Below are 16,941 nucleotides of genomic sequence, written 5' to 3'. Positions count from 1 at the left end.
TTTTTAATTTACTGGATAAGGAAAAATTATCATGAGCTTAAAAATCAATAGCCTTTTGTATTTACTGTTTAGCTTTGCGTTCATAAGTGTGTTGGGCAAGAGTTTGAATTTACCTTTTTGGGGAACACATGCAAATAAAATTGATTTTTTGATCTTGATTTTTTTCCTAGCTATATCAATTCCATTTATTTATAAATTAAAACAGAGTAGTTCAGTTAAACGGGTTACTTGGCCATTTATTGCATATTTATTGATTTCATTTGTATCTAGCTTTCGAGAACTTAGTCTGTTTTCGGTTGGACAGGCTTTGCTTAACCTAAAATTCCCATTGATGATAGTTTTTGTATATATGCTTGATTTTGAAAAGTTCAACTTGGCAAGTTTTCAAAAACTATTAATGCGAATGATGGCGGTGAACCTTTTGTTTATTGCCTTAGAAATCTTGTTCCCAAACATTCATAAATCCATCTTCAACGGTGCGATTAGCGATACTATTATACAAGGTACCAATTTAGTGAGATTTACAGGATATTTCGTACATCCTGCTGCTATGGGGGTGTTCTCTTCAGTGTGCTTGCTTTGGGGAGCCGCTTATCTGATCTCTGGTTACAATAACAGACATAGTTATTTGTTGGTGTTATTTTCACTTACTTCATTATTATTTTCGGGCCAAAGACTAGAGTTGGCTGCCTGTATAATGATTGTCTCCTGGGTTTTAATTGTAAAATATACTAACCCAATGTTTGTCCGAACTGTTTTCATCGCGGCTGTTTTATGGGGGGGAGTGACTATGGTCGTACAGATGAATTCTGTCAATGATTTTTCCAACCAATTGATTGATGAAGGGCACGCTAGAGTTGTTTTATATGCTGGCTCTATTAGTTTGGCGAACGAGTATTTTCCCTTGGGGAGTGGCTTAGGGACATTTGGTAGTAGCATGTCATTGAGTAATAAAAATTCAATGTATCATCACCTAGGGATAAGTGACTATTGGTGGTTCGAAGGAGCTAGCTATTTAACTGACACCCACTGGGCAATGATAGTTGGTGAGTCCGGCTATTTTGGAATGCTTGCTTATCTAGCGTTTTTAATTGTGCAGTTCAAAATTTGTTACAGAAATTACCGACAGCTTAGTGATTATAATTATGTCCCAATATTAGGTTGTATGTTGGTCTGTTTTGGATTTGTAAGTAGCTTGGCGACTCCAATTTACGCGGGGACTTTATTACCTATTCTGTGTATCTCATTGGTGGTTGCAGCTAACTTGAAGTTATCAGACTCTATAGTTGCAACTACAAATACACGGGTGTTTCAGCTTTCTAAAACAAAAAGTTATCATTCACAGGGAAAATTCAATGTCGCACACAAAACCTAAATTTTATTTGAATGCGGTAACCTTATATCGCTTTTATAGTCACCCGTCTATTCGAAAAATCCCGTTAATTCCAAAAATAATGGAGTCGATAAATTATTTTATTTTTAATTGCTCTATTCCTGCGTCAGCCGTTATTGGTAAAGGTACTTACTTTTCCCATAGAGGGATGGCTGTGGTGATTCATAAAAATGCGATTATTGGTGACGATTGTGTAATAGGTACATGTGTCACCTTGGGCGGTCGGGGTAAAGGAATTGCTGGGGCCCCTGTTGTTGGTAACTGTGTGGTTATTTCAACTGGCGCAAAAGTTTTGGGAGATGTACGGATAGGAAATTTTGCAACTGTAGGCGCAAATAGTGTTGTGTTAAAAGATGTTCCGGAAAATATGACTGCTGTCGGTGTACCTGCAAAAAATATATAAGGATCCATATGAAATTTTTTATTATTGGTGGAACGGAAAAGGCGGGGACTACGTCTTTGTTTGAGTATTTTGTCAATCATCCACAGATAGTTGCTTCTAAACGAAAAGAAACAGATTTTTTCCGTAGTAACAATTGCGAGCTTGAAGACTATGTTAATTGTTTCACCCAACGAGCAGGCGAGCATCAAACCTATATGGAAGCTTCGCCAGCTTATTTAGGTTTATCCGCTAGTGTAGCAGAGCAAATTAACCAGGTTGCGCCACAAGCCCAAATGGTTTTTCTAGTTCGAGATCCAATAAGCCGGTTACGCTCAAGTTACTTGTTTCATCGTAGCAAGTTATATATCCCAGAAAATATCGACATTAACACCTACGTTCAATATTGCTTAGCGTATCAACGAGGCCAGTTATCCTTGGCAGACAGCCCATTTAAAAATCCATGGTTTTTAAATGTACTTGCTGCTGGTTCATACCAACAGCATATTAATCGATATACCGAGCTATTTGGTGACAATGTCAAAGTCATTAACTTCGAGCACTTCTGCAAAAATACAGGTCAGGTTGTTAGGGATATCGCTAGGTTTTTGCAAATAGATGCTGATTATTTTAATGATTACGACTTCTTCACAGCAAACAAAACGTTTCAAAGCAGTAATCACACACTACATAAATTAGGTATGTACGTGAACAATCGTATGGAGCCATTTTTCAGGAAAAACCCTAGCTTAAAGCGCAAAGTTGTAACTATGTATCAAAAAGTTAATGGCAAAAAAGGTATTACTGGTGGAGAGTTCAGTGCCGAGACAAAAGCTTTGTTACGCGAATTTTATAACCCAGATTTTAATTGGGCCAAAAATTATTTTGCGAATAATCAACTTGAGTTGGAATGGACAAACTTCAATGAATAATCGGATTATTACTATTAGCACTATGGCAAATGGTGGCATTAAAAGTGTGGTTGAGAACTACAATCAAGCTAATTTATTTGCTGAGTTTGAGCATAGTTGGTTGTGCGCTCACAAAGAAGGCTCGGTGTTTTTTCGTTGCAGGTTATTTATTAAATGCATCTTTGAACTGATTGCAGCTTTGTTTAACGGTGTTGGGTTGTTCCACGTTCATATGGCGATGAGAGGCAGTTTTTTTCGTAAAATGTTTTTGATAAGCCTGATCAAGCTATTTAAGCGCAAGGTGATACTGCACTTACATGGTTCGGAATTCGAAGTGTTTTATAAAAATAGTAAACCGAGTATCCAGCAATTAATTGTAAAAACTTTTGAAAAAGCGGATGTCGTGATTGTTTTATCGGAATCTTGGAAAAAGTTTGTTGCCAATTTATCAGGCGAGATCCACGTTGAGGTTGTGCCTAATTTTGTCCAGCCCATTAAATCTCTCTGTTTAAATCAACTTGATACTGGCACTAAATTTATTTTTTTAGGCGCTTTGGGAAAGCGAAAAGGTATTTACGACTTACTTCCTGCTTTCCAAAAACTGCTGAATATCGAGCCAACAGCTAAATTAATAATTGGTGGTGATGGGGAGTTAACCCAGGCACAACAATTGGCGCAGCGATTAGGTATAGGCCATGCAGTTGAGTTTGTAGGTTGGGTAAGCGGTGAAGAAAAAACTAAGTGGTTAAATCAAGCAGATGTATTTATTTTGCCTTCTTACAACGAAGGTTTACCTATGGCTATTTTAGAAGCTATGAGTTTAGGTAAATGTGTAATATCCACATATGTGGGTGGAATTCCCGAAGCTATTTCTACTAATGACAATGGTTTGTTGGTGGCCGCAGGCAATGTTGAACAGATATTTTTAGCGATGAAACAAGCGTGCGATAAGGACGTCAGAACTCGTTTAGGTGATGCGGCTAAGAATGCGTTTGAAGCGAATTTTTCACCTACGGTTATTACGCCGAAAATTAAACACATTTATAGGTCTTTATTATGAAAAAAAAAGTTTTAGCTGTAGCTTCAAATGGTGGCCACTTAGTTCAATTATTGCGATTGTTTCCAGCATTTTCTGAACATGACGTAACATTAGTTTCTACTTCTGAAGATGGTCCTGACGAACGCTACAAGTCGTATTACATGGTCACTGATAGTAATTTTGATCAAAAAATTAAATTGCTTAAAACGGCTGCTGACACTTTCGCGGTTTATTTGAAAGTAAGACCGGACATTGTTATTTCAACAGGTGCTGCGCCTGGACTATTTTGTATTTTGTATGCGCGAATGTTTGGCAAAAAAGCAATTTGGGTAGATAGCATTGCCAATACTGAAAAATTGTCGATGGCAGGCCGAGTCGCGCTTAAGTTTACTAAACATTGTTATACCCAATGGCCTGCAGTGTCCAAGGAGTCAGGGCCATTTTATCTAGGGGCTGTTGTATGATTTTTTTAACTGTTGGAACCCAATTGCCTTTTGATCGTCTTGTTGAATGTGTTGATCAATTGTGCGGAAAATACCCAGACTTGTCTGTGTTTGGCCAGATAGGTGAATCTAAATATCAACCTAAGAACTTTGATTATCAGACCAGTTTATCTATTCAAGAGTTTAATAAACGTTTCTGCTCAGCACAGCTGATCATTTCGCACGCGGGAATGGGCTCAATTATAACTGCATTATCCAATAATAAGCCAATATTAATGATGCCCAGAGAAACACAGTTTGCGGAGCATAGAAATGATCATCAATTAGGTACAGCTAAAAATTTTTCCGCAAAACAGGGGTGTTTTGTGTTTAAGTCTTTTGCTGAACTCGAACTTCATTACAAAAATATTCAGCGCGGCAAGGCAAAAACCAGTCAAGTATCTAAATATGCGCCAGAACAAATGATAACCAATTTAAAACAAATTATTGCTTAAGGTAATTTAATGGGTCTTAAACAAGCTAAACCTGGTTTGGTTGGGGTTGGTGTAACTGCTATACAATCAATTTTTCAATTTTTAGTTTTGTCCGTTTTAGCTTTATCTTTTGGCGTTGAGCAAGTAGGTGCTTTTAGCTTTATTAATGCAATACTAATAGTTGTTTTTATGCTGTTTTCGTTAGGGCTAAGGCAGGGGTATGTACTTGAACATAATAGCTTTGGATACCGCACTTTTTATTATTTGCGCTTAATTAGTTTGTTAATTGCAAGTTTAGTGAGTTGGCTGATTGTTTCGTTGATTAATCCTGAATATTTAATGCTGTTTTTTCCCCTATGTTTATATCGCTTAACTGAGTTGATGTCTGAACTACAATGGGCAGAATATCAAACTAAGCACAAATTTGAGCTGATTTTCTATTCGCAAGGCGGTCGATATTTAGTTTGCTCAATTGTCTTTATTGTACTGAGTTTTCTGTTTCAAGATTTCTCTTCGGCTATTTGGGCTTATGCTATTTCAGGTTGTATATATATTGTGCTGCTGGATGGACGAAACATTTATCGAAAAATTCAGCAAGATCAGCAGAAGTTGCAGTTAGTCGCTTGTTTTAACAAATTTTGGCCGCTGAGTATTGGTCTTACCGCTATGAGTTTTCAAAATAACGGTAGCCGGTTTTTTCTTGGATTATTTGCCGGTGACTATGTATTAGGTTTGTTTTCGATTGCTTACCAGTTATTCAATATGCCTTATATGGCATTTATGTCTGCGGCTAATTTTTACCTAAAAAAAATGCCGAAAAACCTTGCAGAAAAACGCTTTGGTTTGAAAAAGCTTTACGTAATTTCATTTATATTTACTGGCGTGTGTTTGTTGTTGTGGGCTCTGTTGGGTAACTTTCTTATCGAGATATTTTTTGGTGAAGCCTTTAAAGTTATTTATATTCCGGTCGTTATTGTGTTGACTGCAGCGCTGTTTAGGTACTTAGCTTATTGTCATCAATGGCGGATGATGAGTGAAGGGCTGTACAGCAATATCGCTAAGCACCAAGTGGTATTGTCTATATTTATAACCTTAATCTCTTTTTACGCAATTTATGTATATGGTTACCATGGTGCATACAGTGCGCTGGTGTTCTCTTGTTTTTGTTATTATGGTTATTTCGCATATTTAGATCGGCATGAAAAACGTTCGTAAAATATTAATTGTCGTATCAATAGTAAGTTTAATTGCTGCTGGTTATTTCTATTTCAATAGGGCATCCACATCAGCATGTATTAATATTATTGAAGCTTTGTATCAAAATCATAGCCAAGTCATTCTTCAAAAACAAACAAAGGGGGGATGGTCATGGAAAGTTGATATGTTAAACCCTAATCTTGTGGCTTTCGCATTTAATACAGAACAAGTGGTTGACTTAGGCGGTGTTAACGAGCCGCAACGCATACAAGCAAACATGTATGCGTTCACTATTAAGCCTTCCTATATTTCCAATTCTTTTACACTAAAACTAAATGAGAGCATGACACCTGCTATCCAGTCGAATATCGAGTTTGAATGGTTTACTATATTTGAGTTATGGAATGATCCAGGATGGGTCGATAGTGAATATCCTTTCAGGATCGCTATTAACTTGATTAAACGACCTGAGAATAAATATTTAACTCCAGTGCTTTGGGGGCAGTACAAAGTGAAGGAAACGGCTAGTTGGGAAACACTATGGCAACAAGCTTTGGAAATGCAGATTACACCACATTATGCGTATAAATTTTACATGGAGTTTGATTTATTTGGCGTTCCGTCGATGTTTGTTTCAATCACGAATATGGAAATACAGCACGAAGTAACTTTTACAAGTTCGGAAAATTTAGTTCACCCGAAGCAGGCAAATAAAGACGGCTTCTGGGGAGTTAACCCTATTAAGTTGTATACTGGCACTAACGTATTAAACTCAATGAAGCAACAATCTTCACCTGTATCAGTCACTTTTTCAAATGCGCGACTCTGTTATAGATAACAAACGGTTTATTTCTAGAAAGATCGTTGGTCAAAATTATGCAATTAATTTGGCTGGGTTGAGCTGAGTTATAGTTTCGGACTGAGTTTGACCAAGCACCTCTGCTGCTTTATTGAAGCCAGACAATAAGTCGGGTTTTCGCCCTTTTAAGTTATGGCAATCACTGGCTATTGCGCTGACCTGATTATTGACTAATAAGTCTTCTGCCAATTTTTGTGCTTCAGCACCAAATTTTCCGGTTATGCTGCTGGCAGTAATTTGCAATGGGCAACCTAAATCAATAAAAGTTTGGAGTTTATGCCTCTGTGTTAAAAAGGTGTTGTTGCGCTCTGGATGAACTATCACTGGCAAACAGTTTTTTGAGATTAACCATCTGACCAGGTTGTCGCTACCGTAGGGGACGTCAGTCCGAGGAAATTCCAACAAAAATGTTCGTTTTTGCTGATATTCTCCCAACCAAGGGATGGCCTGTTGTGCTACTAATTGCATGAGTTCAGGGCCGATACGACATTCAGCTGCTAACAAGAGGTTAATCTGTAAATCTTTTTTATCGACAGCCTCTTTAAATTTGTTGAACGTATTAAGTAGTTGCTGTTTATTGTTGTTGTAACGTCCAAAATGTATATGTGGGGTTAACACTTGTGTCGTTACCCCTTGGTCTATCGCCATTTTGAGCATATCTAGCGCCTCAGTCAGCGTTTGCGCACCGTCGTCGACCCCTGGCAATATGTGACTGTGAATATCGATCATATTACTATGCAACCGCCTGTGGTTTTGTGCCGTAATATTCGCCTGAATAATAATGGCTACCGTAATAACTCATTTTATTAGGTTCTGCGATTGTAAGCACTGCTCCTATTACATTCGCATTGAGCCGTAGTAACCTTTGAACGGCTTCTTTGGCAACGTTGACCCGAGTATCTTCGGCTTTTACAGCAAAAATTACACCATCTACTTTATTGGCAAGTATACATGAATCACTGACAGGTAAAGTTGGTGGCCCATCTAGAATAATGTATTCAAATTTATTTCTGAGAGACGCTAACAGTTGTTCAAACTTCTTGGATGAGAGTAATTCAATTGGGTTTCTAGCTATTGTTCCACAAGTTAGTATACTCAGTTGATTATTGTTAATGCGGTAGAAAATTTCTTCGTTGTCAGGCACGCTCCCAGAAAGTAAATCTGTTAAACCGTATTTACTTGAAATATTTAAGTTTCTGGCAGCAGTTGGTTTGCGTAAATCTACTTCTAACAGCAAAGTTTTACCCAATTGGCTATATGCAGCTGCAAGATTTAAAGCCATGGTTGATTTACCTTCACTGCCAGTCGCTGAAGTAACTAAAATGGTTTTTGGTGGGTTATCTATATTGGAAAATAACAAACCAGTGCGTATGGTATTTACACTTTCGGCAAAAGGGGATTGCGTATCGGTTAGATATTGTCGCTCAGGTGGTGCCGATTTTTTATTACCTTTCACCACTGGAATAATACCTAATGAAGGTAATTTGAGTTTTTCTTCAATTGAATCAGGTGTTTTTAATGTATTGTTGAGTGCTTCACGCACAAACGCCATAATAATGCCAAAAAATAACCCGAGGACAATTGAGAGAATCAGGAGCAATTTAATATTGGGTTTAAAAGGGGCTTTAGGTATGGTTGCCCTGTCTATTATATGAATATTGGTGTCGGTAAATTGAGTTTTGCCACTTGTTTCCATCAAACTCATGTTAAAGTTTTCGTAAATTCTACGGTTGTTTTCAACTTCTCGCTCTAAGCTAACTAAGGCAAAGTTTTTGTTGGTCAGCGACTGAATATCATTGCGTTTAGTGCTAATCAGTTCTTCAATATTTTTAACTTGAAACTGCGCAGATTGGTAAGTTTTTTCTATATTATTTACTACTTTACTGATTTCATTGTTTAAGTTTTCACGTGCGGTTTTTAGTTCAGAGCGTGCGGCGATCATTTTTGGGTGTTTCTCGCCATAACGTTCAAACAACTCATTTACTCTTTGCAAAGCTTGCGCTTCAATTTTAACTAAGTCACTGGTGATCCTATTCTCTAAAACAGGACCAATTGAGTATAGCTCTCTTGAATCAGCTGTAATATTTTTGATTGCGAGGTATTGCTCCGCGGCTGTACTTAATTGCGTTTTGGCTCGAATCAATTCAGTGTTTAACGAATGCAGTTGCGAGTTGGCTATGCGTTGTTCTTGTTCTGTATCCACTAACCCTTGCGAAGCTCGGTAAGCTGTTAGTCGCTCTTCTGAATCTCGTAGTTTTTCTTTTAATTGTACTGCCTGTTCACCTAACCAAGCTTCGGTATTTTTTACATCTCCCAAACGCGCTTCTAAGCCAAATTGGATGTAAGCATCAGACAAGGCGTTCACTATGTCAGCCGTTTCTTTAGGATCGTCAGAAGTATAACTTACATTGATAATTTGGCTTTGTTTTCCGCCAGAAACACTGACATTCGCTTGAATTTGCGTAGCGAGCATTTCACGTATTTGCTCGTCTGAAACTTGAGTATTCTGCACATGAGCCTCGGGATCACCTTTGAGTAACGATTTTAATTCTACTTTAACGTTTTGTAGCGCCACTTGAACAGAGGAGGGCGGCTGTTGTTTTAGCTGTGCTTGCTCTTGTTTATATTTTTCAACCAAGTCTAGTTTGTCGACAACTGTTTCAGCAATTTTGCGTGACTGGATTATCTCGTATTGAGTTTCGTAAAACAGGAATACCAAGGCGGTTGCGATATATTGTTCGTTTCTGTCTGCATTTGGTTTTTGTGGATCGGCTAAAATTTTTGTAGACGCCTGATAAATCGGTGTTGCAATTGAGACCAAATAACCACCTAAAAATAAAAATATCAACATAGTCGCTATAATTGACCATTTGGCTCGTTTTATAGTTCGCCAGTACTGACCAATATCAATAGCATCATCACGATTGTTTTCTATTTGTCTATAAGGTTGTAATGCAGTGTCTTGCGATATCAATGTCGAGTTCATAAAGTACCCCTTAGAAAAAACTTTCACTTACGGTAATCACATCACCTGGTTTCACTGCTTCAGAAAGTTGTACTGATTTTATTTGCCGACTGTTATTTTCGCCTACAAGTGATACAGCGCTTTTTGAAGCGCGTTCTGTGAACCCCCCTGCGAGTGTTATGGCTTTTTCAACAGTTAGGTCTTTACGAAACGGGTAGCTTCCCGGTTTTTTAACTTCTCCATTGATATAAAAGGGGCGATATTCGGTAATTGTGATCGTGACGTCAGGCTTTTTTAAGTAACCTTTTAGTAGCTCTGTATGTATTTGGTTTTCTAGTTGTTTGACCGTGAGCCCATTGGCATTTATTTGTCCAATCAGTGGTAGCTTTATCGAACCACTAGCGGATATTCTGGTATCTTTAATGCTGAGTTCTGGTTCATTAAAGACCAATACACTGATTTGATCGTCAACAGACAAAACATAATCACTTACTTGGTCGGCTTGCGCAAAACTCAACAAGCCACTGCATGCAATTAAAACAAAACTAATTATATGTTGAGTAACTTTCATTATTTCCCTGCCATTTTAGTGAGTTAAACTGCTAATCTGTTGCAATTAATCGATTTCGATTTTTATACCTAGCTCGGTAATCCCTGCTGAGTATTGGTAAAAAATCGATTCAGAGCCTCGTGTTTGTTTTGCATAACCTAAGCTAACTTCTAGCCAGTTTGCTAACGAATGATTAACACTAAGTTTGTATAATTGCCGCTTGTCACTTCTACCTTGACTTGTAATTAAGTTGTCGTTATTGATGCGGTAGTGACCTAAAACAGATATTTTGCTGGTTAGCTTGTGTTGCAGTTTTATGCTTGCGCCAGTTGATACGTACGCTGCTGCATCTGCTAATTGAGCTGACTCTTGGGTAGAGCGCTCTGCTGATAAGGTCATTTTGCTATAACTATTCGGCTGCCAGATAACATCAAGAAAATACGATAGGCCATTAATGTCAGTAAAATTTTTATCTACATGGTCTTTGGAAAAATAACCAAGTTTAAATATTCCGGTGGTTTTCGCTGATGCAGCCCATTCTACCCCCGTTAAATAGAGGTTGAGGTCACTAGACTGGTTATAAGTTGTATCGTTTGCTGCAACTTGATCTAGGTAATCAAGTTTTGCCAAACTTGTTTGAAATAACATTCTTGTTTTTGGTGCTAACCGATAAAAAAATGTGCCGGTTAATTTGTTGGCATCAAAGTCTCGATAATCCTGCAGATTATTAGTGTAGTTGTAATTGTTGTATTCGTAGGCAACAACGATTTGACCAATACTGTCTTTATTGCCATAGTGCAAATCAATTTTGCCTGTGCTTTTGTTGAGCGTATTAAATTGAGTAAGTAGCTCTGTAGAAGCACTTGTTGTACCTGGCTCTTCGGTGATTTGCTCATAGCCTAACTCAATATTAGCCGTGAACTTTGCGGTTAAATCTAAGTTGGCTATTAATTGGGTTTTATGTTGGTTTTGGTTTAATTGACTGTTTTGGTTAAATTTGTGGTAATCGCCTTTGTAACTGACTTGATAAGTGTGTTTACCGCTTTTACCTGTTAGCGCCAAATTGGGTGATAGTGTGAGTAGAGTATCGCTAGTTTGAGAGTTTTGTCTGAGTACGTTGTTGTCATGCGCAATTGATGAATAAACATCAATTGTTAAACCATTAGTTGCGTGTGCTTGCATTGAAACAAACAGCAGCAATAAATAAGATGGTTTTACACGCTTAATTTCTTCCACAAAACAATCCATTATTTAAGTGTCACTCTAACATCAATGCGTTGAATCTTTTCCCACTATAGAGCACAAACTTTGACTTTTTATTGCACTAAAATTAACCAAAACATTTTTTGGTAACTTTAGTTAAAAATTGAGCAAATTATATGCCACTGTATGTTTTATCACCTTTTGCTTTATAGTTATTTTTGCATTAACTCTTTAAACCAGCTCCATATACCAAACGAATAGTTGTCAAAAATATTAATGCCAAGTGCAGATTTAATTAGGTATAACCCTAATACCCCTAGGAGCAAGCTAAACAGGACAAATGCGCTGATTGCAGCTGTGACACCCAGCGCAGAGATACTACGCTCACTGCGAGATAAATCCCGTCTGTTTTGGCCAAAAAGTAAGACAAAGTAATATCGTTTAGGTATGAGTGGTATTTTGAAGGTACCGCGACAATCTAACGAGTGATTGCCCCAGCTTCGTGTACCAATTGCAGTATAAAGGTGCGATAGCTGTAACTCGTCGAAGGAATTTGCCACTTTATCGGGCATTTTGTCCAATAAGGTTTTTATTGCTTCTTCGTTGCGTATTTCTTTTTGCATGATCATCCAATGAATAAACGCCAAAGATAAACAGAGCATAAGTTGATTGGCTGTGCGTGTAAATAGTATTTCGCCTTTCAATGTTTAATTGTATTCAATCATAATGTGTTATCATTGACCTTTGTTTTAAATTCTAATATCTACAAACTGCATGTTTAAACAAATTCATATCGTAGCTTGCTCACCTCGTACCGGCACAACTTTATTGCACGAGGCAATGGTGACTTGCTTTAAAGTTGATAAAAAATACGATCACGAAATTCGTTTCCATTTAACTGATGGGAATGATGGTGATGTGTTGATTAGTAAAAGACCAAAAGACACTTATTACATGTCGCAAATACTTGATCAAACACCCGATTTTTACGTGATTTATTTGTTGCGTGATCCGCGTGATTCGATTTGTAGTCGTCACGGGAAAGACATGTCCAAGTATTACTCAAATTTAACGCTATGGCGTGATTTACATGCACACGGTAAGGCGTTGCGTAATTTCAATAACTTTTTAGAAATTCGCTACGAAGATTTTGTTTCTGATCCAAACGCAGTGCAGCAACAAATAATGCAACGTTTCCCTTGGTTAGAAAAATTGCACGATTTCACTGACTACCATTTACATGCCAAAGTATCTGAAGGTTCATCAAAAGCTTTAAAAGGACTTCGCCCAATAAGCCCAGCAAGCATCGGCTTATGGAAAAAGAATTTACAACGTATTAAAGGTCAAACATTGCGCCATGGCTCAATGACCCCAGATTTAATTGATTGTGGTTATGAAAATGACGACAGTTGGGAATCTATTCTGGATGGTGTCGAGCCAGATTTTTCCAAAAGCCGTTATCCAGAAACAATTTCAGTTTTTAAGAGGCTGTCACTAAAACTTCATGGCTTTTTGAAAGTGAGAGAGTTTAAGCGTAAGCGCGGTAAACGCTTTTCTAGCTAATTAACTAAGTAGATGAATAAGTCAGATGAGTAAGGGGTTATATCAACCCCTTATAAACAACCTTTCCATGTAAAATATTCACTCCATTATTTAACCCCACATCTTCAGCCAAAGCTTTTTCTAAACCTAGTTCAGCGATACGTTTTACATAGGGCAGGGTGGCATTATTTAAAGCTATAGTTGAGGTAACAGGCACTGCACCTGGCATATTGGTGACGCAATAATGCACTATGCCATCAACTTCATAAGTTGGCTCGCTGTGCGTTGTTGGTCGCGATGTTTCGAAACAGCCTCCTTGGTCAATTGCTACATCCACCAACACAGAGTGTTTTTCCATTTGGCTTAACCAGTCTTTTTTCACAAGTTTTGGTGAGCTAGCGCCGGTAACTAATACTGCACCTATCACTAAATCTGCTTCTAGTACCGCGGCTTTAATGGTGTTTTCTGAGGCGATTACACAATCTAAATTACCAGCATATTTGTTTTTTAGTTGGTCGAGCCGGTCGATATTGGTATCGAGCATGGTTACTTTTGCTTGCATGCCCATGGCAATTAGCGCTGCTTGTTTTCCAACATTACCAGCACCGATAACCACTACATGTGCAGGGGGCACCCCAGGTAGTCCTCCCAATAATTTACCTTTACCACCTTGCGATTTTAATAAAGATTGTGCGCCTACTTGGGTGGCTAATCGCCCAGCAATTTGTGACATAGGTTGCAATAGCGGCAGTTGGCCTAATTCATTGGTCACTGTTTCGTAAGCTATAAAAGTTGCCCCTGTAGCGGCTAATGCTTGGGTGAGTTTTTTATCAGCCGCTAAATGTAAATAGGTAAATAACACGTGTTCAGGTTTAAAAAAGCCAACTTCTTCTAATAAAGGTTCTTTTACTTTTACAATTAAATTGGCGTGCTCAAACACCTGTTGTTTAGTGCCAACAATAGCGCCTGCTTGTTGATACATTTGGTCGGTAAAATTTGCGCCTAAACCTGCACCAGATTCCACCCATACCCAATGGTTGTTTTTTACCAATTCGGCAACACTGTCTGGGGTTAAGCCAACGCGATATTCATGAACTTTTATTTCTTTTATCACACCAATATTCATATTAAGCTGCTCATTTGCCAACACTGTCTCTATTCAGTATAGGTAATAATTTATTAAGATGTTAAATCACGTTAGAATGACACGCGGAAATAACTATAACAGGTGAGTATGATTTTGACCGAAAACACCCAAGCTAAATCGTTAACTGGTATTCAACGCCTTCTTGAAGTTGGATTGTTAGCCTGTGGCTGTTGTGCTTTGTATCTTATGTTGGCACTCGTTTCTTTTGACCCGTTAGACCCAAGTTGGAGCCAATCTGGCTACGATATGCCTGTTCGCAATATGGCTGGCGCGATAGGCGCGTGGCTTGCCGATATTCTTTTATTCTTTTTTGGCGCAGTTGCTTATTTAGTGCCAGTGGCTGTAAGTTATTTGGGTTGGGTGTTATTTCAAAAGAAACCGAATTTCTTTGAAGTTGATTTTTTAGCGCTTGGATTGCGTATTATAGGTTTTGTTTTATTGCTGGTTTCAACCACAGCACTGTCTAGCATGAATTTTGCGGATGTATTTGTGTATTCATCTGGTGGTTTGTTAGGTGATGTCGTCAGTAAATCTATGCTGCCATATTTCAATTTTGTTGGCTCAACCTTGTTGTTACTGTGCTTTTTCTGCACCGGTGTTACTTTGTTATTTGGTGTTTCTTGGCTGTTTTTAATCGACAAAACCGGTGAGTACGTTATTTTTGCCGGTGATTGGTTATGGCAGCAATTTAATCAATTAAAAGAAAAGCTTGCAGCCAAAAGACAACAAGCAGACTCTGATGATTCGGACTTTGCTAAATCGGACTTAAATATCACTGAAGAGAAATCGACCAGTGTTAAAGGGCTTGAAGACAGTTCTGATAAACCGCAAACCCGTTTGTTAGGCACAAATAAATTGCCTTGGCAACAAGATAAAGTTGCACAAGACTCTGAATTGGACGAAGAAGAAGCTGAACCGCAAACCGAGACAGTTAAAAAACGTTTAATGCCTAGTTTAGATTCCATTTTTGGTAACAAAGAGTCAGATACCTCAACTGAAGACAAACTAGAATTGCCAAAAATTGCTGATGTTGCCAAGTCGCCAGAGTTAGCAGCAGAAACTTCAACAAGCTCAGAAAGAAAAGAACCAGAATTAGGAAGTCTTGAGCAAATTCAAGCAGACGATTTCAGTCACGGCGAATTTAAAGAATTGGCTGAGATGGATGAAGACACCTTACAAACTTTATTACCTTTGCCAGAAGAGCAAGCAGATGCCAAGGCTCAAGTAGCAGATAAACCGCAAAAAGCGCATATTCGTGTGTCGTCTGATCAAACTTCTTATGCTGATTTTATGGCAGAGCAAGAAAAAATAGCGGCGGAAGAGGCTGCTCGTCCACCACTGACACCTTTACCATCATTTGATTTGCTAGACAGAGCAGACAAAAAAGAAAACCCAATTACTCAAGAGCAAATGGATGCTGTAGCACGTTTAGTTGAAGCTAAATTGCTTGAATACAAAATTAAAGCTGACGTAGTTGGGGTTTATCCAGGCCCGGTTATTACTATGTTAGAGCTTGATTTGGCACCTGGGGTGAAAGTTTCAGCCATTACTAACTTGTCAAAAGATTTGGCGCGGTCATTGTCTACAGCTTCTGTGCGTGTGGTTGAGGTTATTCCTGGTAAACCTTTCATCGGCTTAGAACTTCCGAATAAAAACCGTGAAACCGTGCGCTTAAGTGAAGTAATTGAAACGGATGCATTTGAAAAGTCGAAATCACCGCTAACTATGGTGTTAGGTTGCGACACTATGGGCAAACCTGTTATTGCTGATTTGGCGAAAATGCCGCATGTATTAGTGGCGGGTACTACAGGCTCGGGTAAGTCGGTATTGGTAAATACCATGATTTTAAGCTTTTTATATAAAGCGACTCCGGCTGAGCTACGCATGATAATGATAGATCCAAAAATGTTGGAGCTTGCGATTTACGAAGACATTCCACATTTATTGTGTGAAGTTGTCACCGACATGAAAGATGCATCAAACGCGCTACGTTGGTGTGTAGGTGAAATGGAACGTCGTTATAAATTGATGGCTGCCGTTGGGGTGCGTAACCTCAAAGGTTTTAACGCCAAAGTTGAAGAAAATATTGAAGCTGGCACACCATTAACTGATCCATTATGGAAGCCGGGCGATAGCATGGCAGAAAGTGCCCCTGAGCTTGAAAAACTGCCGAGTATAGTTGTGGTGATTGACGAATTTGCCGACATGATGATGATTGTCGGTAAAAAAGTTGAAGAACTTATTGCACGTATTGCACAAAAAGCACGTGCCGCTGGTATTCACTTAATTTTGGCGACACAAAGACCGTCAGTTGATGTTATTACAGGTTTAATTAAAGCAAACATTCCAACTCGTATTGGTTTATCGGTTTCATCAAAAATTGACTCTCGAACGATTTTAGACCAACAAGGTGCGGAAAGTTTGTTAGGTATGGGTGATATGCTTTATCAACCTTCGGGTACAAATATCCCAACTCGTGCGCACGGTGCATTTGTGGATGATCACGAAGTACATGCGGTTGTTGCAGAGTGGAAGCTGCGTGGTAAACCAGATTATATTGAAGAAGTATTAAGTGGCGAAGAAGAAATTTTATTACCAGGTGAGCAGCCAGAAATGGCAGAGGGTGAAGAGGTTGATGCTTTATACGACGAAGCAGTTGCTTTTGTAACCGAAACTCGCAAAGTATCGGTTTCTAGCGTACAACGTAAATTTAGAATTGGTTATAATCGTGCGGCTCGCATTGTGGAACAAATGGAAATGTCTGGGGTCGTAACCAGTGCAGGCCACAACGGGGCACGTGAAGTATTGGCGGCAGCGCCACCAAAATTGGATGATTAATA

Annotated in this window: 16 protein-coding genes; 10 read left to right on the top strand and 6 right to left on the bottom strand. The window is 38.6% G+C overall.

Features of this window, described 5'->3' with window-relative positions:
- Positions 1-31: 31 nt before the first annotated feature.
- From WSC_RS0107590 to WSC_RS0107555, 8 genes are read left to right on the top strand one after another with little or no spacing between them, the layout of a single operon-like run.
- On the top strand, positions 32-1,375 hold the full coding sequence (locus WSC_RS0107590; protein ID WP_016955319.1) for a hypothetical protein: 1,344 nt from the start codon (positions 32-34) through the stop codon (positions 1,373-1,375).
- Positions 1,356-1,796 (top strand): serine O-acetyltransferase, encoded by a 441-nt coding sequence (locus WSC_RS0107585; protein WP_016955318.1) that lies wholly within the window; start codon positions 1,356-1,358, stop codon positions 1,794-1,796. The genes WSC_RS0107590 and WSC_RS0107585 overlap by 20 nt, the downstream gene beginning before the upstream one ends.
- Before the next feature lie 8 nt (positions 1,797-1,804).
- Entirely contained in the window at positions 1,805-2,704 is a 900-nt protein-coding gene (locus WSC_RS0107580) for a sulfotransferase domain-containing protein (RefSeq protein ID WP_016955317.1), read from the top strand.
- Positions 2,697-3,743 (top strand): glycosyltransferase family 4 protein, encoded by a 1,047-nt coding sequence (locus tag WSC_RS0107575; protein WP_016955316.1) that lies wholly within the window; start codon positions 2,697-2,699, stop codon positions 3,741-3,743. The genes WSC_RS0107580 and WSC_RS0107575 overlap by 8 nt, the downstream gene beginning before the upstream one ends.
- Entirely contained in the window at positions 3,740-4,186 is a 447-nt protein-coding gene (locus WSC_RS0107570; protein ID WP_016955315.1) for a glycosyltransferase family 28 protein, read from the top strand. The genes WSC_RS0107575 and WSC_RS0107570 overlap by 4 nt, the downstream gene beginning before the upstream one ends.
- Complete coding sequence (locus WSC_RS0107565; protein WP_016955314.1) at positions 4,183-4,659, top strand: glycosyltransferase; 477 nt, start codon at positions 4,183-4,185, stop codon at positions 4,657-4,659. The genes WSC_RS0107570 and WSC_RS0107565 overlap by 4 nt, the downstream gene beginning before the upstream one ends.
- A 9-nt stretch (positions 4,660-4,668) precedes the next feature.
- The gene (locus WSC_RS0107560) at positions 4,669-5,853 is read left to right on the top strand and encodes an MATE family efflux transporter (protein ID WP_016955313.1); all 1,185 of its coding nucleotides are present in this window, start codon (positions 4,669-4,671) and stop codon (positions 5,851-5,853) included.
- Positions 5,837-6,673 carry a hypothetical protein gene (locus WSC_RS0107555; protein ID WP_016955312.1) on the top strand — a complete coding sequence of 279 codons (837 nt, stop codon included), beginning with the start codon at positions 5,837-5,839 and terminating at the stop codon, positions 6,671-6,673. Before WSC_RS0107560 ends, WSC_RS0107555 begins: the two co-directional genes overlap by 17 nt.
- 36 nt (positions 6,674-6,709) lie before the next feature.
- Here the strand turns inward: WSC_RS0107555 and WSC_RS0107550 are convergent, their stop codons facing one another.
- The 5 genes from WSC_RS0107550 to WSC_RS0107530 all read right to left on the bottom strand — a co-directional run bounded on the left by WSC_RS0107550 (position 6,710) and on the right by WSC_RS0107530 (position 12,035).
- Positions 6,710-7,423 (bottom strand): tyrosine-protein phosphatase, encoded by a 714-nt coding sequence (locus tag WSC_RS0107550; RefSeq protein WP_016955311.1) that lies wholly within the window; start codon positions 7,421-7,423, stop codon positions 6,710-6,712.
- A 4-nt stretch (positions 7,424-7,427) separates the two neighbouring features.
- Positions 7,428-9,680, bottom strand: a complete 2,253-nt coding sequence (locus WSC_RS0107545; protein ID WP_016955310.1) for a GumC family protein — start codon at positions 9,678-9,680, stop codon at positions 7,428-7,430.
- Positions 9,681-9,690: 10 nt separating this feature from the next.
- Positions 9,691-10,230: a polysaccharide biosynthesis/export family protein gene (locus WSC_RS0107540; RefSeq protein WP_016955309.1), complete on the bottom strand. Its 540-nt coding sequence runs from the start codon at positions 10,228-10,230 to the stop codon at positions 9,691-9,693.
- A gap of 45 nt (positions 10,231-10,275) precedes the next feature.
- Positions 10,276-11,445: an outer membrane beta-barrel protein gene (locus WSC_RS0107535; RefSeq protein ID WP_157447223.1), complete on the bottom strand. Its 1,170-nt coding sequence runs from the start codon at positions 11,443-11,445 to the stop codon at positions 10,276-10,278.
- Between the two features lie 179 nt (positions 11,446-11,624).
- Positions 11,625-12,035, bottom strand: a complete 411-nt coding sequence (locus WSC_RS0107530) for a hypothetical protein (RefSeq protein ID WP_016955307.1) — start codon at positions 12,033-12,035, stop codon at positions 11,625-11,627.
- Positions 12,036-12,186: 151 nt separating this feature from the next.
- Between WSC_RS0107530 and WSC_RS22160 the strand changes: the two genes are divergently transcribed.
- Positions 12,187-12,975, top strand: a complete 789-nt coding sequence (locus WSC_RS22160; protein ID WP_016955306.1) for a sulfotransferase family protein — start codon at positions 12,187-12,189, stop codon at positions 12,973-12,975.
- Between the two features lie 37 nt (positions 12,976-13,012).
- On the opposite strand, the gene ald is transcribed toward WSC_RS22160, so the two are convergent.
- A complete protein-coding gene (gene ald / locus WSC_RS0107520) occupies positions 13,013-14,080 on the bottom strand; it encodes an alanine dehydrogenase (RefSeq protein ID WP_016955305.1) in 1,068 nt (355 codons plus the stop codon).
- A 108-nt stretch (positions 14,081-14,188) separates the two neighbouring features.
- On the opposite strand from ald, the gene WSC_RS0107515 reads away from it, so the two are divergent.
- Positions 14,189-16,939 carry a DNA translocase FtsK gene (locus tag WSC_RS0107515; RefSeq protein ID WP_016955304.1) on the top strand — a complete coding sequence of 917 codons (2,751 nt, stop codon included), beginning with the start codon at positions 14,189-14,191 and terminating at the stop codon, positions 16,937-16,939.
- Positions 16,940-16,941 lie beyond the last annotated feature (2 nt).

Source organism: Catenovulum agarivorans YM01, from assembly GCF_000281085.1.
Taxonomy (GTDB): domain Bacteria; phylum Pseudomonadota; class Gammaproteobacteria; order Enterobacterales; family Alteromonadaceae; genus Catenovulum; species Catenovulum agarivorans.
The sequence above is the reverse complement of the archived record's forward strand: the minus strand, read 5'-3'. Positions and strand labels throughout refer to the sequence as shown.